The 19,719-nt window shown below is 63.9% G+C and carries 24 protein-coding genes; 12 read left to right on the top strand and 12 right to left on the bottom strand.

From position 1 onward, the window contains the following. Positions 1 to 186 precede the first annotated feature (186 nt). The 6 genes from GJ698_RS09325 to GJ698_RS09300 all read left to right on the top strand — a co-directional run bounded on the left by GJ698_RS09325 (position 187) and on the right by GJ698_RS09300 (position 5,059). On the top strand, positions 187 to 1,050 hold the full coding sequence (locus tag GJ698_RS09325; protein ID WP_154357326.1) for a CheR family methyltransferase: 864 nt from the start codon (positions 187 to 189) through the stop codon (positions 1,048 to 1,050). Positions 1,051 to 1,059: 9 nt separating this feature from the next. Continuing rightward, positions 1,060 to 1,659: a chemoreceptor glutamine deamidase CheD gene (gene cheD, locus GJ698_RS09320; protein WP_154357325.1), complete on the top strand. Its 600-nt coding sequence runs from the start codon at positions 1,060 to 1,062 to the stop codon at positions 1,657 to 1,659. Positions 1,660 to 1,678: 19 nt separating this feature from the next. Next, entirely contained in the window at positions 1,679 to 2,755 is a 1,077-nt protein-coding gene (locus GJ698_RS09315; RefSeq protein WP_154357324.1) for a protein-glutamate methylesterase/protein-glutamine glutaminase, read from the top strand. 135 nt (positions 2,756 to 2,890) lie between these two features. Then, positions 2,891 to 3,280 (top strand): chemotaxis response regulator CheY, encoded by a 390-nt coding sequence (cheY, locus tag GJ698_RS09310; protein WP_008450066.1) that lies wholly within the window; start codon positions 2,891 to 2,893, stop codon positions 3,278 to 3,280. A gap of 126 nt (positions 3,281 to 3,406) precedes the next feature. After that, positions 3,407 to 4,618, top strand: a complete 1,212-nt coding sequence (locus tag GJ698_RS09305) for an EAL and HDOD domain-containing protein (protein WP_154357323.1) — start codon at positions 3,407 to 3,409, stop codon at positions 4,616 to 4,618. 63 nt (positions 4,619 to 4,681) lie between these two features. After that, positions 4,682 to 5,059, top strand: coding sequence for a hypothetical protein (locus GJ698_RS09300; RefSeq protein WP_154357322.1), 378 nt, complete (start codon positions 4,682 to 4,684; stop codon positions 5,057 to 5,059). Here the strand turns inward: GJ698_RS09300 and panC are convergent. From panC to GJ698_RS09285, 3 genes are read right to left on the bottom strand one after another with little or no spacing between them, the layout of a single operon-like run. After that, complete coding sequence (gene panC / locus GJ698_RS09295) at positions 5,056 to 5,895, bottom strand: pantoate--beta-alanine ligase (RefSeq protein ID WP_154357321.1); 840 nt, start codon at positions 5,893 to 5,895, stop codon at positions 5,056 to 5,058. The genes GJ698_RS09300 and panC overlap by 4 nt on opposite strands. Positions 5,896 to 5,933: 38 nt before the next feature. Then, a complete protein-coding gene (locus GJ698_RS09290; protein WP_154357320.1) occupies positions 5,934 to 6,863 on the bottom strand; it encodes a segregation and condensation protein A in 930 nt (309 codons plus the stop codon). Positions 6,864 to 6,884: 21 nt separating this feature from the next. Further along, the gene (locus GJ698_RS09285; protein ID WP_154357319.1) at positions 6,885 to 7,094 is read right to left on the bottom strand and encodes a DUF3460 family protein; all 210 of its coding nucleotides are present in this window, start codon (positions 7,092 to 7,094) and stop codon (positions 6,885 to 6,887) included. Between the two features lie 126 nt (positions 7,095 to 7,220). Between GJ698_RS09285 and GJ698_RS09280 the strand changes: the two genes are divergently transcribed. Continuing rightward, positions 7,221 to 8,123: a DMT family transporter gene (locus GJ698_RS09280; RefSeq protein ID WP_154357318.1), complete on the top strand. Its 903-nt coding sequence runs from the start codon at positions 7,221 to 7,223 to the stop codon at positions 8,121 to 8,123. Here GJ698_RS09280 and GJ698_RS09275 read toward each other — a convergent pair. Further along, positions 8,120 to 9,025: a LysR family transcriptional regulator gene (locus GJ698_RS09275; RefSeq protein WP_154357317.1), complete on the bottom strand. Its 906-nt coding sequence runs from the start codon at positions 9,023 to 9,025 to the stop codon at positions 8,120 to 8,122. The two genes, GJ698_RS09280 and GJ698_RS09275, sit on opposite strands and share 4 nt — an antisense overlap. Before the next feature lie 108 nt (positions 9,026 to 9,133). On the opposite strand from GJ698_RS09275, the gene GJ698_RS09270 reads away from it, so the two are divergent. Together GJ698_RS09270 and GJ698_RS09265 are read left to right on the top strand one after the other, a co-directional pair. Beyond that, complete coding sequence (locus GJ698_RS09270) at positions 9,134 to 9,757, top strand: glutathione S-transferase family protein (RefSeq protein WP_154357316.1); 624 nt, start codon at positions 9,134 to 9,136, stop codon at positions 9,755 to 9,757. 2 nt (positions 9,758 to 9,759) lie between these two features. After that, on the top strand, positions 9,760 to 11,742 hold the full coding sequence (locus GJ698_RS09265; protein WP_154357315.1) for a 2Fe-2S iron-sulfur cluster-binding protein: 1,983 nt from the start codon (positions 9,760 to 9,762) through the stop codon (positions 11,740 to 11,742). Between the two features lie 92 nt (positions 11,743 to 11,834). Here the strand turns inward: GJ698_RS09265 and GJ698_RS09260 are convergent, their stop codons facing one another. The 5 genes from GJ698_RS09260 to metG form a co-directional block, all read right to left on the bottom strand. Continuing rightward, the gene (locus GJ698_RS09260) at positions 11,835 to 12,143 is read right to left on the bottom strand and encodes a hypothetical protein (RefSeq protein ID WP_154357314.1); all 309 of its coding nucleotides are present in this window, start codon (positions 12,141 to 12,143) and stop codon (positions 11,835 to 11,837) included. A 21-nt stretch (positions 12,144 to 12,164) separates the two neighbouring features. Then, complete coding sequence (locus GJ698_RS09255; RefSeq protein WP_154357313.1) at positions 12,165 to 12,473, bottom strand: hypothetical protein; 309 nt, start codon at positions 12,471 to 12,473, stop codon at positions 12,165 to 12,167. Beyond that, positions 12,470 to 12,949, bottom strand: a complete 480-nt coding sequence (locus GJ698_RS09250; protein WP_154357312.1) for a hypothetical protein — start codon at positions 12,947 to 12,949, stop codon at positions 12,470 to 12,472. The genes GJ698_RS09255 and GJ698_RS09250 overlap by 4 nt, the downstream gene beginning before the upstream one ends. 79 nt (positions 12,950 to 13,028) lie before the next feature. Continuing rightward, complete coding sequence (locus tag GJ698_RS09245) at positions 13,029 to 13,508, bottom strand: GNAT family N-acetyltransferase (protein ID WP_154357311.1); 480 nt, start codon at positions 13,506 to 13,508, stop codon at positions 13,029 to 13,031. 10 nt (positions 13,509 to 13,518) lie between these two features. Next, positions 13,519 to 15,672 carry a methionine--tRNA ligase gene (gene metG / locus GJ698_RS09240; protein ID WP_229259900.1) on the bottom strand — a complete coding sequence of 718 codons (2,154 nt, stop codon included), beginning with the start codon at positions 15,670 to 15,672 and terminating at the stop codon, positions 13,519 to 13,521. Positions 15,673 to 15,771: 99 nt separating this feature from the next. Between metG and apbC the strand changes: the two genes are divergently transcribed. Beyond that, complete coding sequence (apbC, locus tag GJ698_RS09235; protein ID WP_154357309.1) at positions 15,772 to 16,860, top strand: iron-sulfur cluster carrier protein ApbC; 1,089 nt, start codon at positions 15,772 to 15,774, stop codon at positions 16,858 to 16,860. A gap of 11 nt (positions 16,861 to 16,871) precedes the next feature. Continuing rightward, positions 16,872 to 17,261, top strand: a complete 390-nt coding sequence (locus GJ698_RS09230; RefSeq protein ID WP_154357308.1) for a DUF4399 domain-containing protein — start codon at positions 16,872 to 16,874, stop codon at positions 17,259 to 17,261. Here GJ698_RS09230 and GJ698_RS09225 read toward each other — a convergent pair whose 3' ends face one another. From GJ698_RS09225 to GJ698_RS09215, 3 genes are read right to left on the bottom strand one after another with little or no spacing between them, the layout of a single operon-like run. Next, positions 17,262 to 18,125, bottom strand: coding sequence for a DUF2141 domain-containing protein (locus GJ698_RS09225; RefSeq protein ID WP_154357307.1), 864 nt, complete (start codon positions 18,123 to 18,125; stop codon positions 17,262 to 17,264). A 23-nt stretch (positions 18,126 to 18,148) separates the two neighbouring features. Continuing rightward, positions 18,149 to 18,439, bottom strand: a complete 291-nt coding sequence (locus tag GJ698_RS09220; protein ID WP_154357306.1) for a transcriptional regulator — start codon at positions 18,437 to 18,439, stop codon at positions 18,149 to 18,151. A gap of 11 nt (positions 18,440 to 18,450) precedes the next feature. Continuing rightward, positions 18,451 to 18,999, bottom strand: a complete 549-nt coding sequence (locus GJ698_RS09215; protein WP_154357305.1) for a hypothetical protein — start codon at positions 18,997 to 18,999, stop codon at positions 18,451 to 18,453. A 114-nt stretch (positions 19,000 to 19,113) separates the two neighbouring features. On the opposite strand from GJ698_RS09215, the gene GJ698_RS09210 reads away from it, so the two are divergent. Further along, entirely contained in the window at positions 19,114 to 19,719 is a 606-nt protein-coding gene (locus GJ698_RS09210; protein ID WP_229259899.1) for a TetR/AcrR family transcriptional regulator, read from the top strand.

The following is a 19,719-nucleotide window of genomic DNA, read 5'->3' as shown; positions in this document are numbered from 1 at the left end:
GCCGGCAGCCACGCCGACGCCGGCACCGGCACCGGCGATTGCCGCGCCGCGCCCGGCGCCGGCGGCAGCACCGCGTCCGGCCGCACCGAAGAAAGCCGCTCCGGCGCCATCCGGCGCCGACGAGTGGGAAGAGTTTTAAGCTACACCCCGTGGCATAGTTAGCATAGCCAAAAAAGGATTTAACATATGCCGCAATCAAAAGACACGGTCAAGGAATTTGACTTCAACGCCCGCGATTTCGAACGGGTCCGGGGCCTGATCTACAAGCGCGCCGGCATCTCGCTGGCCGACAGCAAGCAGGAGATGGTCTACAGCCGCCTGGCGCGCCGCCTGCGCGCCACCGGCATCGACTCCTTCGCCAAGTACCTGGACGACCTGGAATCGGGCAAGCTGGGCGAGGAGTGGGAGTCGTTCACCAACGCCCTGACCACCAACCTGACCTCGTTCTTCCGCGAAGCCCACCACTTCCCGCTGCTGGCCGAGCACGTCAAGGGCAAGCGCGAGCCGCTGACCATCTGGTGTTCCGCCAGCTCCACCGGCGAGGAACCGTATTCGATCGCCATGACGGTGTGCGAAGCGTTCAACACGCTGACGCCGAACGTCACCATCGTCGCCACCGACATCGACACCAATGTGCTGGCCACCGCCGCCAACGGCGTCTACGGCATGGACCGGCTGGACAAGATGTCGCCCGAACGCCAGCGCCGCTTTTTCCTCAAGGGCAAAGGCGATCGCGAAGGGATGGCCCGCGTCCGCCCGGAATTGCGTAATATGATCACGTTCAAGCAGTTGAACTTGTTGGCCGACAGCTGGCCGATCAGCGGCCAGTTCGACGCGATTTTTTGCCGTAACGTCATGATTTACTTCGACAAGGCGACCCAGCGCAAGATCCTGTCCCGCTTTGTCCCGCTGATGAAACCGGATGCGCTGCTGTTTGCAGGGCACTCGGAGAACTTCCTGTATGTCTCGGAGTCGTTGAAATTGCGCGGCAAGACCGTCTACGAACTGGACGACACCGCTGCGGCCCGTAAAGCACCGCAACGCACATGAGAATAGAACATGGACCTCGAACAATTTGCCACGAACGTCTATTTCGATAGAACGTTCGACTGCCAGGCGGCCAAGATCCTGCCGGGCGAGTACTACTTCACCAACAAGGACATGTTGATAGTGACGGTGCTCGGCTCCTGCGTGTCGGCCTGCATCCGCGACCGCGTCACCGGCCTGGGCGGCATGAACCATTTCATGCTGCCGGACGGCGGTGGCGACAACGGCAGCCCGGTGTCGGCCTCGGCGCGCTACGGCACCTATGCGATGGAGATCCTGATCAATGATTTGCTGAAGGCCGGCGCCCGCCGCGAAAACCTGGAAGCCAAGGTGTTCGGCGGCGGCGCGGTGCTGAAAGGTTTCACCGCGATCAACGTCGGCGAGCGCAACGCCGCCTTCGTCCTGAACTTTTTGAAGGTGGAAAAAATCCGCGTGGTAGCGGAAGATCTGAACGATATCTATCCGCGCAAGGTGTACTTCTTCCCGCGCACCGGCAAGGTGCTGGTCAAGAAGCTGATGCAAAGCCATAACGACACGCTGGTCAAACGCGAGATCGAGTACGCCAGCCGCCTCAAGGTGGCGCCGGTGGCAGGTGAAATCGATCTGTTTTAAATAACAAGAAGGTAGTTTTATGAAGATCAAAGTCCTGGTGTGCGACGACTCCGCACTGATCCGCAGCGTGATGAGCGAGATCATCAATTCCCAACCCGACATGGAAGTGGTCGGCGTGGCCCCCGATCCGCTGGTCGCGCGCGAGCTGATCAAGCAGACCAATCCCGACGTGCTGACGCTGGACGTCGAGATGCCGAAGATGGACGGTCTCGACTTCCTGGAAAAGCTGATGCGCCTGCGGCCGATGCCGGTGGTGATGGTGTCATCGCTGACCGAGCGCGGCTCGGAGATCACCATGCGTGCGCTGGAGCTGGGCGCGGTCGACTTCGTCACCAAGCCGAAGATCTCGATCCAGGCCGGCATGCGCGAATACACCGAACTGATCACCGACAAGATCCGCGCTGCCTCCAAGGCCCGCGTGCAGGCGCGCCGCCTGCCGCAGCCGGGCGCCGAAGGCCACGCGGCGACGCCGCTGTCGGCGCTGCGCAACCCGCTGCTGTCGTCGGAGAAGCTGATCATCGTCGGCGCCTCCACCGGCGGCACCGAGGCGATCCGCGAATTCCTGATGCAGATGCCGTCCGACTGCCCCGGCATCCTGATCACCCAGCACATGCCGGAAGGCTTTACGCGCTCGTTCGCCAAGCGCCTCGATTCGCTGTGCAAGATCTCGGTACAGGAAGCGCAGGGCAACGAACGGGTGCTGCCCGGCCACGCCTACATCGCGCCCGGCCATTCGCACCTGTACCTGACCCGTAGCGGCGCCAACTACATGACCCGCATCGACCAGGCCGAGCCGGTCAACCGCCACCGGCCGTCGGTCGATGTGCTGTTCCGTTCCGCAGCGCAGGCGGCGGGTAAAAATGCGGTCGGTGTTATCCTGACCGGCATGGGCAAGGACGGCGCGGCCGGCATGCTGGAGATGCGCAACGCCGGAGCGTATAATTTTGCCCAGGACGAGGCGAGTTGCGTGGTGTTCGGCATGCCGCGCGAGGCGATTGCGGTGGGCGCCGCGCACGAAGTCGGTGCATTGCAGGCACTGCCCGGCATGGTGCTGGGCCACCTGGCACAACACGGCATGCGTGCCTTGCGTGTTTAATCGTGCAACTGTGACGTTTTACTGCTACTTTGTTCGCCTTAAGGCAACGGAAATGCTATCCTACAACTTATTGCCGATGTGGGCACTATTAGTAGGCACTATTAACAACCGCGTAGAGAATCAACGGAGCAATTCATGGCTGATCCAAAGATGAAATTTTTAGTTGTTGACGATTTTTCGACGATGCGTCGCATCGTCCGAAATCTGTTAAAAGAACTGGGTTATGCCAATGTCGACGAGGCAGAAGACGGCGTGATGGCGCTGGCGAAGCTGCGCGCCGAATCGTTCGACTTCGTCGTGTCCGACTGGAACATGCCGAACATGGACGGTCTGACGATGTTGCAAAACATTCGTGCCGATCCAGCCCTGGCCAAACTGCCGGTGCTGATGGTCACCGCCGAAGCGAAGAAGGAAAACATCATTGCGGCGGCCCAGGCCGGCGCCAACGGCTACGTGGTGAAACCATTCACCGCCGCCACGCTGGACGAAAAACTGAACAAGATCTTCGAAAAACTCGGAGCTTGATCGTCGTGACGTAACAAATCGGTTGCACCGCCGTTGTCGCCGGTCCCGTGGGCGAGCTACGCGATCGTCCGGGTTTCTGATTTGTATGGCCCGCTCCGGCGGGCCTTTTTCATCCTCCTGAGAGCCATGCATCAGACTAACTTCATCGTCCGCGAACCCTTGCTCGATCCCAAGCAGCGCGTGATCGGGTACGAGTTGTGCTGGCAGCAGGCCAGCACCGGCGCGGCGTCGACGCTGGAGGCGCTGGAATCGCTGGTCAGCTTTGTGGCCGGTCAGGTGGTCGACGAGGACGACGGCTGGCTGCTGCGCGACAAGATGCTGTTCCTGGAAGCGGTGCCGGCGATGCTGTCGACCGACGCGCTGCATGCGCTGCCGCCGCAACACACGGTGTTGTCGATCAAGGCGGCCGAGCTGGCCAATCCGGACACCATGGCGGCGGTGCAGGGCTTGCGCGCCGGCGGCGTCGGCGTGCTGCTGCGTGAAGCCGACCTGACGCGCATCGGAGTCCGCTTGCCGACCATGGCCTCGTACGTGGAAGTGCGCTTCTCGGGCGCCGACGTCGGCTCGCAGGCGCGCACCTATGCGGCGCTGAAACAATCCACCGTGGGCATGATTGCCCGTCCGGTCAGCAACTGGACCGATTTCGACGCCTGCGCGGCGCTGGGACTGAATGCCTTCGTCGGCAAGCTGCACCTGACGCCGCGGCCCTCGGCCGACAGCAAGGGCCTGAATCCGGCCCAGACCATCATCATGCAGCTGATGCAGATGGTGCGCCAGAATGCCGACATCGCCCAGCTGGAGGCGGTGCTCAAGCGCGACGCCACGCTGTCGTACAAGCTGCTGCGCTTCATCAATTCGGCCGGCTTTGGCGCCGGCAGGGAGGTGCAGTCGCTGCGCCAGGCCCTGACGCTGCTGGGCTATACGCCGCTGTACCGCTGGCTGACCTTGCTGCTGGCGACCGCCAGCACCTCGGGCTATTCGCCGGTGCTGCTGGAAACTGCGGTGGTGCGCGGCCGTCTGGCCGAGCTGCTGGGGCAGGCGAGCCTGGGCAAGAGCGAGGCGGAGAATATCTTCGTGGCGGGCATGTTCTCGCTGCTGGACCGGCTGCTGGGCATTCCGATGCAGGAAGTGCTGGCCAATATCCAGCTATCCGACGACGTGGTGGCGGCGCTGCTGACGCGCAGCGGCAAATACGGCCCCTACCTGGCGCTGGCCGAGGCCTGCGAGCTGAATTCCGACCTGGTGGCCTCGCTGGCCGCCACCTTGAAACTGAGTCCGATGGACGTCAACAAAGCCCACCTGTCAGCCCTGGCCTGGGCCCAGAACGTCGCTGCTTGAGCGCTCTCAAACACCTGACGCACGGCGGTTGACGCTCCGGCTTGCGCGGCGCAAGATGGCTGCATGAACGCGAATTCCGACAGGGAGTACATCGACAACAAGGTGGGCGACGTCCGCACCGCCGTTGATGACTTGCGCGTGGCGATGAATGAACGCTTCGTCGCTGTTCACGCTCGCTTTGACAGCATTGACGCCAGGATCGAAAGCGCGGTGGCCAAAGGCACCGCCGAAATAATCAAATGGGTGGTCGGACTATTTGTCACGACGATTGCGCTGAACGTGGCGCTCGCCAGCGTGGTGCTGCACGTCGCGTTGCGCGAGCCGCCGCCATCCACACCTGCGCCAGCGGTGGCGCCTGGCATCAGCACGCCATCCCTCATCATCCAGCTCTCGCCGCAAGGCGCGGCCGTGTTGCCGGCCGCGCCTGCGGGCAGGCCTTAGATTTCCAGGTTGTCGATCAGGCGGGTGGAGCCGAGCTTGGCGGCGGCCAGCACCACCAGCGGCGTGCCCTGCGCCAGGTCGCCGGCGTTCGGCGGTTGCAGGTCGTTGCGCTTGCGGATGGAGATGTAGTCCGGCTTCCAGCCGCGCTTGGCCAGATCGTCCATCGCCTTGTGCTCCAGCTGGAACACGTCCAGATGGCCGGAACGCATTTCATTGGCGACAAAGTTCAAGGTCTGGTACAACGCCGGCGCTTCCGCGCGCTCGGTCTCCGACAGATACATATTGCGCGACGACAGCGCCAGGCCATCGTCCGCGCGCCAGGTCTCGGCCGCGATGATCTCGGTCGGCATCGCGAACTGGCGCGCCATATTACGCACGATCATCAGCTGCTGGTAATCCTTCTTGCCGAACACGGCCACGCGCGGCTGCACGCACGAGAACAGCTTGGTCACCACCGTGCACACGCCGTTGAAGAAGCCCGGGCGGAACTCGCCTTCCAGCGTATTGCCCAGGCCATCCGGCGGCTGCACGCGGTATTCCTGCGGCTCCGGATACAGATCCTTCTCGGTCGGCGCGAACAGCACGTACACGCCTTCCTTCTCCAGCTTCTCGACGTCGGCCTGGAAGGTGCGCGGATACTTGTCGAAATCCTCGTTCGGGCCGAACTGCAGGCGGTTGACGAAGATCGACGCCACCACCGGGTCGCCGTGCTTGCGCGCCAGGCGCATCAGCGACAGGTGGCCTTCGTGCAGATTGCCCATGGTCGGGACAAAGGCCGTGCGCAGCTGGCCGCTGAGTTGGTCGCGCAATTCTTCAATGGAGGTGATAATTTTCATGGGTGTAGTCGCCTAAGCGTAGATAGGCGCCGGCTGCATCAAGCCGGCGAGTAGGCCAGCCGCACGTAAATCGGTGCGAACGGTTCGGCCTGGGTAATTTCAATCAGGGTTTCCTTGGCCAGCTCCAGCAGCGCGACAAAGTTCACCACCACCACCGGCACGCCGCCGGCAATGTCGAACAGGTCGGCGAACTCGACGAAGCGGCTCGACTGCAGCCGGCGCAAAATGCCGGTCATGTGCTCGCGCACGGACAGCTCTTCGCGGCTGATCTTGTGGTGCTGGGTCAGCTTGGCGCGCTTCATCACGTCCAGCCAGGCTTGCTGCAGATCGATGGCCTCGACTTCCGGCCAGGTCGGCACCAGGCTTTGCTCGATGAAGATCTGGGTGCGGACGAAATCGCGGTCCACCTGCGGGATCGTGTTGAGGTCGTAGGCGGCCAGCTTGATCTGTTCGTATTCCAGCAGACGGCGCACCAGTTCGGCGCGCGGATCGTCGGCTTCCGCGTCCAGGTCGACCTGGCGCTGCGGCAGCAGCATGCGCGATTTGATCTCGATCAGCATGGCCGCCATCAGCAGATACTCGGCCGCCAGCTCCAGGTTGGACAGGCGGATCTGGTCGACGTACTTCAGGTATTGCAGCGTCAGCTGCGCCATCGGAATGTCGAGGATGTTGAAGTTCTGCTTGCGGATCAGGTAGAGCAGCAGGTCCAGCGGACCTTCGAACGCGTCGAGGAAGATTTCCAGCGCGTCCGGCGGGATGTACAGGTCGGTCGGCAGCTTGAGCAGCGGCTCGCCGTACAGGCGGGCGAGGGCGGAGACTTCGGCCGTGACAGCGGCGGCTTCGGCCGCAGCGTCGTTGGCCGCAGCGGCAGTGCCAGCGTCGACGTGCGCGTGGGCGCCGTCCTCCGGCGTGCCGTGTTCGGCTTCCGGTACTGGCGGCTGCACGTCAGCCGTATCGTCTGGCAACATCCTTGCCGCCCCGCGCGTGGCTTAGACCTTGTTCTGGTAGACGTAAGGCTGTTGCTTGACGGCCGACTCCAGCTGACGGTGCTGCTCATCCAGCGAGACCGGTGGACGATCCCACAGCAGCGCGCGACCTTGTTGCTGGCCGGCTTCAATGCCTGGGTTCTTTTCCTTCAACGCCTTGATGAACAGGGTGTGGTCGGATTCGTACATCGAATGTTGTTTAGAAAGTTTCATATTATCTAAGTGGGTGGATCAGCAACGGCTATTTTACCGCGCCCCGGCGTTGCAAAGCTATTTCTATCGCTTCCGCACGACGGTATCGGGTATGCTCTTGCAGAGAATGTTGTGCAAATATCAAAAATGAACCAGCGCCTCTCGTCCAAAACCATCTTCCTGCTGACCTTGCCGCCCTTGCTGTGGGCCGGCAACGCCATTGTCGGCCGTCTGGTGCACGACCAGCTGCCGCCGGTGCTGCTGAATTTCCTGCGCTGGGGCATCGCCTTTTTCCTGCTGCTGCCGCTGGCCGGTCCGGTGTTCCGGCGCCAGGCGGGGCTGTGGACGCACTGGAAAACCTACGCCATGCTGGGCCTGCTTGGCATCGGCATGTACAACGCGCTGCAATACATGGCGCTGCAAAGCTCGACGCCGATCAACGTCACGCTGGTGGCGTCCGGCATGCCGGTGTGGATGATGCTGACCGGCTGGCTGTTCTTCGGCGTGCCGGTCAACCGCCGGCAGGTGGCGGGCGCGGTGCTGTCGATCGCCGGCGTGCTGCTGGTGCTGGCGCGCGGCGAATGGCGCCACGTGCTGGAACTGCGGCTGGTGGCCGGCGACCTGTTCATGATCCTGGCGACCATCGCCTGGTCGGTGTACAGCTGGATGCTGACGCGCGTGACCGAACCGGCCGACATCCGCGCCAACTGGGCCAGCTTCCTGCTGGCGCAGGTGGCGTTCGGCGTGCTGTGGTCGGGCGGCTTCGCGGTGGGCGAGCAGGCGCTGGGGGCGATTCCGGTGCAATGGAGCTGGACGCTGGCTGTTGCGCTGCTGTACGTCTCGACCTGTCCGGCGGTGATCGCCTTCGGCTGCTGGGGCGCGGGCGTGCGTGCGACCGGGCCATCGGTCGGCGCCTTCTTTGTCAACCTGACGCCGCTGTTTGCCGCGATGCTGTCGTCGGCCTTCCTGGGCGAGGCGCCGCACGGCTACCACGCCGCCGCCTTTGCGCTGATCGTCGGCGGCATCGTGGTCTCCGCGCGGCGCGACTAGCCGGCCGTCGCCGCCTTCAGCGCGTCGATGAATACGCGCACTTTCTGCGGCACGTGGGCGGTGGCGGGATAGACGGCGTGGATGTCGCTCTCCGCCAGCGACCATTCCGGCAGCAGCCGCACCAGCCGGCCCGCCGCCACATCGTCCTTCACTGAAAACACAGTGGCGCGCAGCACGCCGTCGCCGCTCAACGCCGCCGCGCGCGTGGCGTAGGCGGTGTTCGAGGAAAACACCGTGTTCCGCATGCGCACATCGGCCTGATTGCCGGCGCGGTCGGTCAGCAAAAACTGCGTCGGCTGCGCCAGCACCGACAGCGACACGTAGGGCAGCTGTGGCAAATCATCCGGCGTGGCCGGCATGCCGTGGCGGGCGATGAACTCCGGGCTGGCCACCAGCCAGCGCACCAGCGTATCCACCCGCGCCGCCATGTGGCCGGAATCAGCGAGCTTGCCCAGCCGGACCGTCACGTCGATGCCCTCGGCGATCAGGTCGATGATGTGGTCGCCGCAGGTGAGGTCGATCTTCAGTTCCGGGTAACGCGCGCGCAACTGCGCCAGCAGCGGCGACACCACGATCAAGCCATAGTCGATGGGCGAGGCGACGCGCAGCGTGCCTTGCAGCGTGTCACGCCCGCTGCGCGCCTGTTCAATGGCTAGCTCGGCCGCCTGCAGCAGCTGGCGGCTGGCTTCGTAGAAGGTGCGTCCGGCCTCGGTCAGGCTCAGCTTGCGCGTGGAGCGCAGCAGCAGGCCGACGCCCATTTCCTGCTCCAGCAGTTGCATGTGCTTGCTGACCATGGATTTGGCCAGCCCCAGCCGTTCGGCGGCGGCCGTCAGCGAGCCGGCTTCGACCACGGCGACAAAGGTAGTCAGGCGGTTCAGGTTGATGGTGCTGAGATCGATCATGGCTTGATTGTACACTTTAAGTGGACGGTGATTCCGATTTTGTCCGTCTTATCAGCACGATGCGGTCTCCCTATACTGGCGTCATCACTCACCAACCAAGGACGCATCATGAAGCTGTACGGCATTCCCCTCTCCGGCCACACCCACCGCGCACGCCTGTTCCTCAGCCTGCTGAACCTGCCGCACGAATTCGTGCAGGTCAACCTGGGCGCCGGCGAACACCGCCAGCAGCCCTTCCTGTCGCTGAACGCCTTCGGCGAAATTCCGGTGCTGCAGGACGGCGAGGTGACGCTGGCCGATTCCAACGCCATCCTGGTCTACCTGGCCTCGAAATATGACGACAGCGGCCGCTGGCTGCCGCGCGATCCGGTGGCGGCCGCCAATGTGCAGCGCTGGCTGTCGGCCGCCGCCGGCAAAATCGCCTACGGCCCCGCCGCCGCCCGACTGGTCACCGTGTTCAACGCGCCGCGCGACCACCAGGTTGCCAAGGACATCGCCGTGCGCCTGTTCGACGTGATGGAACAGGAACTGCAAGGCCGCCGCTGGCTGGCGGGCGAGCACGCCAGCATCGCCGACGTGGCCGGCTTCAGCTACATCGCCCACGCGCCGGAAGGCGGCGTCTCGCTGAAACCGTATCCGAACATCCGTGCCTGGCTGGACAACGTGCGCGCGCTGCCAGGTTTTGTCGCCATGCCGGCCACCCAGGCTGGACTCGCTCCCGAGGAGGTGTAATCATGAATGCCGTCGCAACGATCTTCCATGCCGGTGAACTGGCGATCCAGGAGCGCGCCGGCGTGCGCGAGCAGATGGCGGGGGCGACGGCATACATTCGGGATCACATGCCGGAACAGCATCGCGAGTTCTTCCACGAACTGCCGTTCTTCTTCCTCGGTGCGCTGGATGCGGCGGGACAGCCGTGGGCGACCATGCTGGCGGCCGAACCCGGCTTCATCGTCACGCCCGATGCGCGCACGCTGCGCATCGACGGCGGCATGTTGCCGGGCGATCCGCTGGAGGGGCAGTTGCACGCCGGCGCCCACATCGGCGGACTGGGGCTGGCGCCGGCCACGCGCCGCCGCAACCGCGTCAACGGCGAGATCGTGGCGGCCGATGACGGCAACTTGCGCATCAGCGTCACGCAGAGTTTCGGCAACTGCCCGCAGTACATCCAGCATCGCCTGCACACCGCTGCGCTGGCGGATGGTCACAAAGTGCAAGTGCTGCGCGGCATTGCCTTGAGCGCTGCCGACCGCGAGCTGATCGCGCGTGCCGATACCTTCTTCATCGCCAGCGCCAATATGTCGGCCGATGCGGGCAGGGGCCGTGGCGTGGACGTGTCGCACCGCGGCGGCCGGCCCGGCTTCGTGCGCGTGGACGATGAGCGCACGCTGACGGCGCCTGAGTTTGTCGGCAACTATTTCTTCAACACGCTGGGCAACCTGCTGGAGCATCCGCGCGCCGGCCTGCTGTTCATCGACTTCGAGCGCGGCGACATGCTGCATATCGCGGTGGAGGCGGAAATCATCTGGGATGGTCCGCAGCTGCAAGCCTTCGCCGGCGCCGAGAAGCTGCTGCGCTTTCACGTGCGCGAAGTGGTGCGCAACGTGGCGGCGCTGCCATTCCGCTGGAGCGAGCCGAAGCCGGCCGCACAGCTCGTCCGCACCGGCAACTGGCGCGAGGCGGACAGCGTGCAGGCTGCCTCGTCGCTGACCAAGGGCTGGCGGCCATTCAGCGTGACGGATGTGGTGGCGGAAAGTGCGGACGTGCGTTCGTTCTACCTGGAGCCGGCCGATGGCATGGGCGTGGCGGCGCATGTGCCGGGCCAGTTCATTACGCTGCGCGTGCCGGAGTGGGCCGGTGACGGCGCCGCGTCGCAGATTCGCAGCTACACCATTTCCGACGCGCCGGATGGCCGCCGCTACCGCATCAGCGTCAAGCGCGACGGCGTGGTGTCGCGCTGGCTGCATGCCCACCTGGCGCCGGGCGCGCAGATCGAGCTGATGGGACCGGGCGGCGACTTCACGTTTGAAGAGGGTACGCAGCGGCCGGTGGTGATGCTGTCGGCGGGCATCGGCATCACGCCGATGATTGCCATGCTGAACGGCCTGCTGGTGAACGGCAGCCGCACGCGGCACAAGCATCCGATCTACTTCATCCACGGTGCGCGCGATGCCGGCCATCCTTTTGGCGTGCACCTGCAAACGATGGCGGCGGGGCATGGCAATCTGTTTGTGCACGTCGAGCTGGGCCGCATCGACATCAAGCTGTTGAAGGACATGCTGCCGTTTGACGACTACGATTTTTACCTGTGCGGCCCGGCGGGCTTCATGCAAGCCATGTACGACGGCTTGCGCAAGCTGAATGTGGCCGACGAGCGGATCCGCTTCGAAGCGTTCGGCCCGGCCAGCGTCAAGCGCGAGACGGCGCCACCGGCGGCGCAGGTGACGCAGCAGCCGGTCGCCGTGCGCTTCGCCGCCTCTGGTGTCGAGGCTACCTGGGACGGCACGCACGCCAGCCTGCTCGATCTGGCGGAGGCCAATGGTGTGCAGGCGCCCTCGGGCTGCCGGTCCGGCGTCTGCGGTTCCTGCGCGGTGGGATTGCAAGGTGGCGAGACGGCGTCCACGCGCACCTGCAGCGCCCAGCCCGATGACGGACAGGTGCTGCTCTGCTCAACCGCGCCGCGCGCGGGCAGCGGCCCGATCACGCTGGCGCTGTAACAACCGGGGTCAGTTCTGCCAATCGCACACGAGCTCAACCATTTCAATGGTTGAGCTCGTGTGCGATTGGCAGAACTGACCCCGGTTTCAGATTAACGCTTTGATTTAACGGTGGTGTCTTCGCATGGCGAGTGGGCCGGTGCGGTGGCGTTGCCGTCGGTGTGGGCGGTGTTGCAGTCGGCGTTGGCGTTTTTCCGCGCCTTGCGGTCCTTCGCGGTTTTTGCCGGCGCGGTGTTCTGCATGTTGGAATTGTTCTGCATGGCGGTGGCGTTCTGCTCGCCGCTGGTGGCTTTGCTTTCACCCGTGGCTGGCGTGCCGGTGTTCGAGGTGCCCGAGGTTTGGGCGATGGCGGCAGTGCTCATGCATGCCGCCGCAATGATGGCGATCAGTTTGCTGTTCATGATGGACTCCTTGTGGTGGGTTTAACGTTTCACGTCCGGATTGGGCGTGGTGGGGGCGGCATGCGGCGCGGAGGCCTTGCCGTTTTCCTTGCCGCAGTTCGCGGCCTGGGCTTTGCCGGTCTTGGCATGCGCCTCGACGCTCTCGCCGCCACTGGCCTCGGTGCCGCCCTGCATGCTGCCGCAGGCGGCTTGGGCCGGCTTGTCGGACTTCTTGGCCGGCGCCGTCTTGCCGTTGCCGGTTTTGACGGACGGGTCAGGATTGGTCTGCTGTGCAAAGGCGGGGGCGCTCAGGCAGCCTGCGAGCAGGCAGAGGGTGGCCAGGTTCTTCATGGACGCACCTGGCCGGGTTGCGTGCCGTTGCTGTTGCAAGCGACATTCGGTGCGGTGTCAGTACGGACCTGGCCGGTCGCCATGGCTGCCGTCGAGCCGACGCCGGCGTTCACGCCGTTGACGCAGTTCACCGAGTTGTTGCGGTTGATGTTGTTCAGGTTGTTGTTATTGTTCAGGTTGTTAGTGCTGTTGAGCGTGCTGTTGGTGTTGAGGTTGTTGTTCAGATTGTTCAGGTTGGCGCTATTGTTGAGATTGTTGTTGAGGTTGTTCGACGGCGTGTTGTTCAGCGTGCTGCGCGGCTGGGTCAGCGGCAGGGTATTGTTTGGCGTGCCGGCCGGGACCGCGCCTGGCGTCAGCGGCTGGGAGCCGGTGGTGGCCTGGCCGGCAGGTGGCGGCGTGGTCGGCGCAGCGGTTTGGGCGACGGCGGCAGCGCTCAGGCTGGCGGCTGCGATGAGGGCAATCAGTTTGCTGTTCATGTCGAGCTCCTAAGAGAATGAACAGTCATTCTTTCATGCAGGCGCCGCCGCGCACGTAGGACTCGCTCTCGTACGCCTGTCAGTGCCGCAGCAGACGTCGCATGACCAGCGGCGGCGGCTCCAGCGGATTGGCGTGGGAATATTCCAGTTCCTCGGCCAGCTCGAACGCGTAGGCGGTGTAGAAATCGATCAGCTTGGGCTGGTCGGCGCGCACCGCCAGCCGCACCTCTTCCACGCCGGTGGCCAGGCCGTGATGGATCACCGCCTCTAGTAGATGCTGGGAAAGATTGCTGCCGCGATACTCCGGCAGCACTCCCATGCGGCACACTTCCCACACGTCCTGCTCCGCGTCCAGCGGCAGCCAGCGCACCGAGCCGACCGCGCGGTTGTCGATCTCCAAAACAAAACCGCCGCCATCGCGCAGGTGTTCTGCAACGATGACGGCGGTTTCGCGGTGGCCACTTGAGGTGACGCTTACCTTGCCGGCCCACGCAGCACGCGTGAGCTCGGCGATCAGTTTGGCATCGTCCTTTGTTGCTTCTCGCACCATCAGATTCATGCCGGATTCCTTAACTGATGCGCATGCCAGGTTCCGCGCCCGGCCATGGGTTCAGGATGTAGATGCCCGGCTTGGTCTTTTCATCAACCGCCGAAGCCGCCATGACCATGCCTTCCGACACGCCAAACTTCATCTTGCGCGGCGCCAGGTTGGCCACCAGCACGGTCAGCTTGCCGATCAGGTCTTCCGGCTGGTACATCGACTTGATGCCCGAGAAGACGTTGCGCAGGCGGCCTTCGCCGGCGTCCAGCGTCAGGCGCAGCAGCTTGTCCGAGCCTTCCACGTGTTCGCAGTTGACGATCTTGGCGATGCGCAGATCGACCTTGAAGAAGTCGTCCACCGAGATTTCCGGCGCGATGACTTCGATGCCGGTTTCGGTCACGGCGACAGCCGGCGCGGCCTTGGCCTTGGCCGGTTTCTCGGCCTTGACCGCTGGCGCGGCGGCGCCTTGCGGCGCGTCGAACAGGTCTTCGATCATCTTGGCGTCGACGCGGGTCATCAGGTGCGCGTAGGCGCCGATGGTGCGGCCCAGCATGGCGCTCGACACCACGCCGCTGGCGACATTGGTATCGTCCCACAGCAGCTGCTCGTCGTTGAGGAACTTGGCCACGTTGGCGGCCACGCCCGGCAGCACCGGCGACAGCAGCAGCGTCAGCTGGCGGAACAGGATCAGCGCGGTGGTGCAGACGTCGTGCAGCTCGGCGACTTTCGATTCGTCCTTGGCCAGGATCCACGGCTTGTTCTCGTCGACATACTGGTTGGTGATGTCGGCGATTTCCATGATTTCGCGCAGCGCCTTGCCGTACTCGCGCGCCTCGAAATTGGCGGCGATGCTGGCCTGGCGCTCGGTGCCGTCAGCCGTCACCAGCGCGCGCTTGATCCACGCCTGGGCGTTGTCGGACAGGCTGGAGGCCAGCTTGCCGTCGAACTTCTTGGCGATGAAGCCGGCGCAGCGCGAGGCGATGTTGACGTATTTGCCGATCAGGTCCGAGTTGACGCGGGCCACGAAATCGTCGCCGGTGAAGTCCAGGTCTTCCACCTTGGAGTTCAGCTTGAAGGCGATGTAGTAGCGCAGCCATTCCGGATTCATGCCCAGGTTCAGGTAGCGCAGCGGCGAGATGCCGGTGCCGCGCGACTTGGACATTTTTTCGTTGTTGACGGTCAGGTGGCCGTGCACCGCCACGCGCATGCGCTCGATGGTCGGGTGGCCGGCAAACTTCAGCATCGCCGGCCAGAACAGCAGGTGGAAGGACACGATGTCCTTGCCGATGAAGTGGATCTGTTCGGTGTTCGAATCGCGCAGGAAGGCGTCGTAGTCCAGGCCCTTCTTGTCGAAGTAGTTCTTCAGCGAGGCCAGGTAGCCGACCGGCGCGTCCAGCCAGACATAGAAATACTTGCCCGGCGCGTCAGGAATCGGGATGCCGAAGTAGGGCGCGTCGCGCGAGATGTCCCAGTCGGCCAGCTTTTCGCCGGCTTCGCCCAGCCATTCGGAGACCTTGTTGACCATTTCCGGCTGCAGGCGGCCAGGCGTGTTCAGCCATTCCTTGAGGAATTCGTAGCAGCTCGGGTCGGACAGCTTGAAAAAGTACTGTTCCGAATCCTTCAGCACCGGCGTGGCGTTGGTGAATACCGAGAACGGATTGATCAGTTCGGTCGGCTGGTAGGCGGCGCCGCACACTTCGCAGTTGTCGCCGTACTGGTCCTTGGCGTGGCACACCGGGCACTCGCCCTTGATGTTGCGGTCGGCCAGGAACATGCCTTTGACCGGGTCGTAGAAGCGCGGCACGATTTTGGTCTGGATCAGGCCGGCATCGCGCAGCTTGCGGTAGATGCCTTGCGACAGCTCGACGTTTTCCGGCGAGTCGGTCGAATACCAGTTGTCAAAGGCGATGTGGAAACCGTCCAGGTACTGGGCGCGGCCGGCGGCGATCTTGGCCACGAACTGCTGCGGCGTGATGCCTTCCTTCTCGGCGGCGATCATGATCGGCGTGCCGTGCGTGTCGTCGGCGCCCACAAAATGGACTTCGCGCGCCACACCGTTGTCGCGCTGCATTCGCTGGAACCGGACCCAGATGTCGGCCTGGATGTACTCCATCATGTGGCCAATATGGAAAGCGGCGTTTGCGTAGGGCAGGGCAGTGGTGACGAACAGCTTGCGAGTCATGGTTGTTGCACTTTGTGGGTGGAAAAGGAGCATTTTACCAGTGGATGCGGCACTTGCGCAGGTTGCGCTAGAATGACGGCATATTTCACGGAGAGTTACATGACCATTGCAGTAGAAGACGTCAAGGCCGCCTTGTCGAAAATTGTTGACCCGAACACAACGAAAGATTTCGTATCGGGCAAGGCCGTCAAAAATTTGAAGGTTGATGGCAGCGATATCTCGCTCGACATCGAACTGGGCTACCCGGCCAAAAGCCAGATCGACGCCATCCGCAGCAGCGTGATCGCCGGCCTGAAAACCCTGCCAGGCGTGGGCAACATCAGCGTCAGCGTGTACAGCAAGATCATCGCGCACACGGTGCAGCGCGGCCTGAAGCCGATGGTGAATGTCAAAAACATCATCGCCGTGGCCTCGGGCAAGGGCGGTGTTGGCAAATCGACCACCGCCGTCAACCTGGCGCTGGCGCTGTCGGCCGAAGGCGCGTCGGTCGGCCTGCTGGACGCCGACATCTATGGCCCGTCGCAGCCGATGATGCTGGGCGTGTCCGGCCGTCCGCAAACCAAGGACGGCAAATCGATGGAGCCGCTGGAGAACTACGGCGTGCAGGTGTCGTCGATCGGCTTCCTGATCGATCCGGACGAGCCGATGGTGTGGCGCGGCCCGATGGTCACCCAGGCGCTGCAACAGCTGCTGGAGCAGACCAACTGGCGCGACCTGGACTACCTGATCGTCGACATGCCGCCAGGCACCGGCGACATCCAGCTGACGCTGTCGCAAAAAGTGCCGGTGACCGGCGCCGTGATCGTCACCACGCCGCAGGACATCGCGCTGCTGGACGCGCGCAAGGGCCTGAAGATGTTTGAGAAGGTCGGCATTCCGATCCTGGGCATCGTGGAAAACATGAGCGTGCACATCTGCACCAACTGCGGCCATGCGGAAGAAATCTTTGGTCACGGCGGCGGCGAGAAGATGTGCAAGGACTTCCACGTCGACTTCCTCGGCGCGCTGCCGCTGACCATGGCGATCCGCGAGCAGGCTGACGCCGGCAAGCCGACCGTGGTGGCCGATCCGGACGGCCAGGTGGCTGCCATCTACAAGGCCATCGCGCGCAAGGTGGCGATCCAGGTGTCGGAAAAAGCCAAGGACATGACCAGCAAGTTCCCTACGATCGTCGTCAAAAACGACTAACAGGAGCAACCATGATGAAATCGGTATTGGCGGCAACGCTGCTGGCCTTGGGCGCCAGCGCGTGGGCGCAGCAAACGGTGTCGTTTGTCGAGCCAGTCAACGGCGCAACCGTGAGCAGCCCGTTCAAGGTCAGGTTCGCGGTGGCCGGCATGAGCGTCAAGCCGGCCGGCGACATGACGGCCAATACCGGTCACCATCATCTGCTGATCAACGCCGCGCCGGTCAAGGCCGGCGAGGTGATACCGGTGGACGACAAGCACCTTCACTTCGGCAAGGGCCAGACCGAAACCGAACTGACCCTGCCGCCAGGGAACTACACCTTGACCATGCAGTTTGCCAACGGCCTGCACCAGGCTTACGGCCCCAGCATGAACAAGGAAATCAAGATCACCGTCAAGTAACTACTTGTGCAGCGTGACGGCGATGGTTTTGCCCTCGGCCGGCAGCGTGAAGCGGGCGGCCTCGTATTTCGGCGGCCCGAACTTGGCTTCGGCATTGTTGCTGAAGCCGGTCGGCTCTGACGGGATGCCGAACATCAGCGTATCCATCTTGCCGTTGCTGTTCACGTCCTGGAACAACGCAATCGCGTAGTCGCCCGGCGCCAGGTCGTCCAGCTTGACCTGCATGGCCGCTTCGCCGGCCGGCACCTCCAGCCTCTTCATCGACTTGTGCAGGAACTGCTCGCTGTTGTTGTAGATGGAGATCATCAGCGTGCCTTTGCCTGGCACGACATCTTTCAGATCCAGCGTCACCGTGGCTGCCTGCGAGGCGCTCGCCATCGCCGCCAGCGCCACCGCCGCCATGCCGGTGCGCGCCGTCCGTCCCCAGAAGTAGGCCAGCAGCATCAGGAACGCCATCATCGTCACGCCCTGCACCAGGCCGGCCATCGCGCGCTCGCCGTGCAGCAAGGGCACGCGCACAAAGGCTTCGTTGATCAGGCCGCCGATCAGCTGGTAGTAGCTGAAGACGATGGCGGTCAGGTGGATGCGCAGCCAGTGACGGCCCGGCTTGCGCCAGCGGGCGCTGGCAAAGGCGATCGCCAGGCTGGCGAGCGTGACCAGCGCCAGCACGTGGAACACATTGAAGCCACCCAGCTGATGGATGCACAGCGCGCTCACGTTCACGAAGGTCATGGCGTAGATGTAGCGCAGGCCGTCGCGCCGGTGCGTGGCGCCGCCCTTGGCGCGCCACAGCAGCACGCCGCCGATTGCCAGCGCGTAGAAACAGGCCAGGGTGTGCAGCCAGCCGATCAAAGTCATGTGCATGGTGGTCCTCTCAGGTCAGGTGATCACATATCCAGCAATGCGCGCAGTTGCGCCACGTGGTGGCGGTAGGCGGCGCGGCCGGCAGGCGTGGTGCGGATGCGGGTCAGCGGTTTTTTGCCGACGATTTGTTTGTCGATCTCGACATAGCCGGCGCGCGCCAGGGTTTCCAGGTGCGCGCCAAGGTTGCCGTCGCTGGCGTTGACCAGCGATTTCAGGCGGACGAATTCAATCCATTCGTCCTTTTTCAGGGTATGCAGCGCCGTCATCATGCGCAGCCGCGTGCTTTGGTGTATGACTTCGTCGAGGCCGTCCATTGCCGTTGTCCTCAGCGCGCGTGGCGCATCCAGGTGCCGCCCAGCAGCAGGCCGCCGCCGGCCGCAACCGCCATGATCAGGTCGTACCAAGGCCCTTGGAGCAGATAGGCGGCCAGGCTGACGGCGATCACCAGGCCGCCCAGCACGGTCCAGCGCAGGCCGAACCACAGGCCGTGCAGCATATAGGTGCTCATCGCCAGGCAGGTCCAGAACACTTCAATACTGCGGCTGCGCGGGCCGATCAGCATGGAGACGATGATGCCGAACGCCAGCAGGATGCAGCCGGCCCACGCCAGCCGGCGGTCGTTCTGCTGCTGGTTGGCGCCGTCGTTCTCGCGCCAGCGCAGCACGATGGTGCCGATAAAACCCGCCACGTCGCAGAGCATCCAGATGCTGCCGGCCTTGCCCGGCAGCCAGTAGCAGGCCAGGTGCGCGACGATCCACACCACGCCCCACAGTTGCACGATCGGCCCCCGGCGCCAGTAGCCCAGGTATTGCTCGCTGCGTTGCTGTGTTTCTTCAATCTCCGCCAGGAGGTCGCGCGCCAGTTGCTGATTCATTGATGATCCATAGAGTACTCTGTAATGCAGAGTAGTTTGCTGTTAGATTATCTGGATGTCAATTCGGATATCCGGCATCGCGCTAAAATGATGTTTTTACACACAGCCTGTTTTATGCCGCCTGCCGCACTTCGTCTTCGCAAAGCGCCACGCCAGAGCCGCGCCGTCCACACCGTGGATGCGCTGCTGGAGGCGGCTGCGCTGGTGCTGGAGGAGGACGGGCTGGAGGGTTTCAACACCAATGCCGTGGCGCGTCGCGCCGGCGCCAGCATCGGCACGCTGTACCAATACTTCCCCAGTAAAGATGCACTGACCCTGGCGCTGCTGATGCGCGAGGAAGCCAGGTCGCACGCCGCTGCGGCTGCGGCCGCTGCGTTGCCGTCGTGGCGCGAGGCGCTGTCGGCCTTCATCGATGTCGGTGTGGCGCAGCAGCTGACGCGGCCGAATCTGGCGCGGCTGCTGGATCAGGAGGAAGGACGTCCGGAGATCCGCGCGGCGATGGCGGGACAGCACAGCTTCCACGACCTGCTGCTTATCGTGCTCGACAAGCCGGACGCGCCGCCGCATCTGCAGGATGCCGCGCGTCGCGCGGTTGCCGCCGCCGATCTGTTCGTGATCATCCGTGGGCTGGTGGATGCCGCCGGCCAGCGCGGTGAGCACGATGTGGCGGATCTGGCGCGGCGCGTCCGCGCCGCAGCCTTCGGCGTCCTGGCCGGCTAG

The sequence above is a fragment of the Duganella aquatilis genome (assembly GCF_009674565.1).
Taxonomy (GTDB): Bacteria; Pseudomonadota; Gammaproteobacteria; order Burkholderiales; family Burkholderiaceae_D; genus Rugamonas; species Rugamonas aquatilis.
This window is presented reverse-complemented; position numbering and strand designations above follow the sequence as displayed.

Bases quoted from the DNA above. Each gene is read 5' to 3' on its own strand.
- GJ698_RS09250 (WP_154357312.1), bottom strand. From the start codon at position 12,949: ATGAACAGCAAACTGATTGCCCTCATCGCAGCCGCCAGCCTGAGCGCT.
- GJ698_RS09305 (WP_154357323.1), top strand. From the start codon at position 3,407: ATGCATCAGACTAACTTCATCGTCCGCGAACCCTTGCTCGATCCCAAG.
- cheD (WP_154357325.1), top strand. From the start codon at position 1,060: ATGGACCTCGAACAATTTGCCACGAACGTCTATTTCGATAGAACGTTC.
- GJ698_RS09290 (WP_154357320.1), bottom strand. From the start codon at position 6,863: ATGTTGCCAGACGATACGGCTGACGTGCAGCCGCCAGTACCGGAAGCC.
- GJ698_RS09300 (WP_154357322.1), top strand. From the start codon at position 4,682: ATGAACGCGAATTCCGACAGGGAGTACATCGACAACAAGGTGGGCGAC.
- GJ698_RS09230 (WP_154357308.1), top strand. From the start codon at position 16,872: ATGATGAAATCGGTATTGGCGGCAACGCTGCTGGCCTTGGGCGCCAGC.
- metG (WP_229259900.1), bottom strand. From the start codon at position 15,672: ATGACTCGCAAGCTGTTCGTCACCACTGCCCTGCCCTACGCAAACGCC.
- GJ698_RS09220 (WP_154357306.1), bottom strand. From the start codon at position 18,439: ATGGACGGCCTCGACGAAGTCATACACCAAAGCACGCGGCTGCGCATG.
- GJ698_RS09275 (WP_154357317.1), bottom strand. From the start codon at position 9,025: ATGATCGATCTCAGCACCATCAACCTGAACCGCCTGACTACCTTTGTC.
- apbC (WP_154357309.1), top strand. From the start codon at position 15,772: ATGACCATTGCAGTAGAAGACGTCAAGGCCGCCTTGTCGAAAATTGTT.
- GJ698_RS09285 (WP_154357319.1), bottom strand. From the start codon at position 7,094: ATGAAACTTTCTAAACAACATTCGATGTACGAATCCGACCACACCCTG.
- GJ698_RS09280 (WP_154357318.1), top strand. From the start codon at position 7,221: ATGAACCAGCGCCTCTCGTCCAAAACCATCTTCCTGCTGACCTTGCCG.
- GJ698_RS09325 (WP_154357326.1), top strand. From the start codon at position 187: ATGCCGCAATCAAAAGACACGGTCAAGGAATTTGACTTCAACGCCCGC.
- GJ698_RS09210 (WP_229259899.1), top strand. From the start codon at position 19,114: ATGCCGCCTGCCGCACTTCGTCTTCGCAAAGCGCCACGCCAGAGCCGC.
- GJ698_RS09315 (WP_154357324.1), top strand. From the start codon at position 1,679: ATGAAGATCAAAGTCCTGGTGTGCGACGACTCCGCACTGATCCGCAGC.
- GJ698_RS09265 (WP_154357315.1), top strand. From the start codon at position 9,760: ATGAATGCCGTCGCAACGATCTTCCATGCCGGTGAACTGGCGATCCAG.
- GJ698_RS09215 (WP_154357305.1), bottom strand. From the start codon at position 18,999: ATGAATCAGCAACTGGCGCGCGACCTCCTGGCGGAGATTGAAGAAACA.
- GJ698_RS09255 (WP_154357313.1), bottom strand. From the start codon at position 12,473: ATGAAGAACCTGGCCACCCTCTGCCTGCTCGCAGGCTGCCTGAGCGCC.
- GJ698_RS09245 (WP_154357311.1), bottom strand. From the start codon at position 13,508: ATGAATCTGATGGTGCGAGAAGCAACAAAGGACGATGCCAAACTGATC.
- GJ698_RS09270 (WP_154357316.1), top strand. From the start codon at position 9,134: ATGAAGCTGTACGGCATTCCCCTCTCCGGCCACACCCACCGCGCACGC.
- GJ698_RS09225 (WP_154357307.1), bottom strand. From the start codon at position 18,125: ATGCACATGACTTTGATCGGCTGGCTGCACACCCTGGCCTGTTTCTAC.
- GJ698_RS09260 (WP_154357314.1), bottom strand. From the start codon at position 12,143: ATGAACAGCAAACTGATCGCCATCATTGCGGCGGCATGCATGAGCACT.
- cheY (WP_008450066.1), top strand. From the start codon at position 2,891: ATGGCTGATCCAAAGATGAAATTTTTAGTTGTTGACGATTTTTCGACG.
- panC (WP_154357321.1), bottom strand. From the start codon at position 5,895: ATGAAAATTATCACCTCCATTGAAGAATTGCGCGACCAACTCAGCGGC.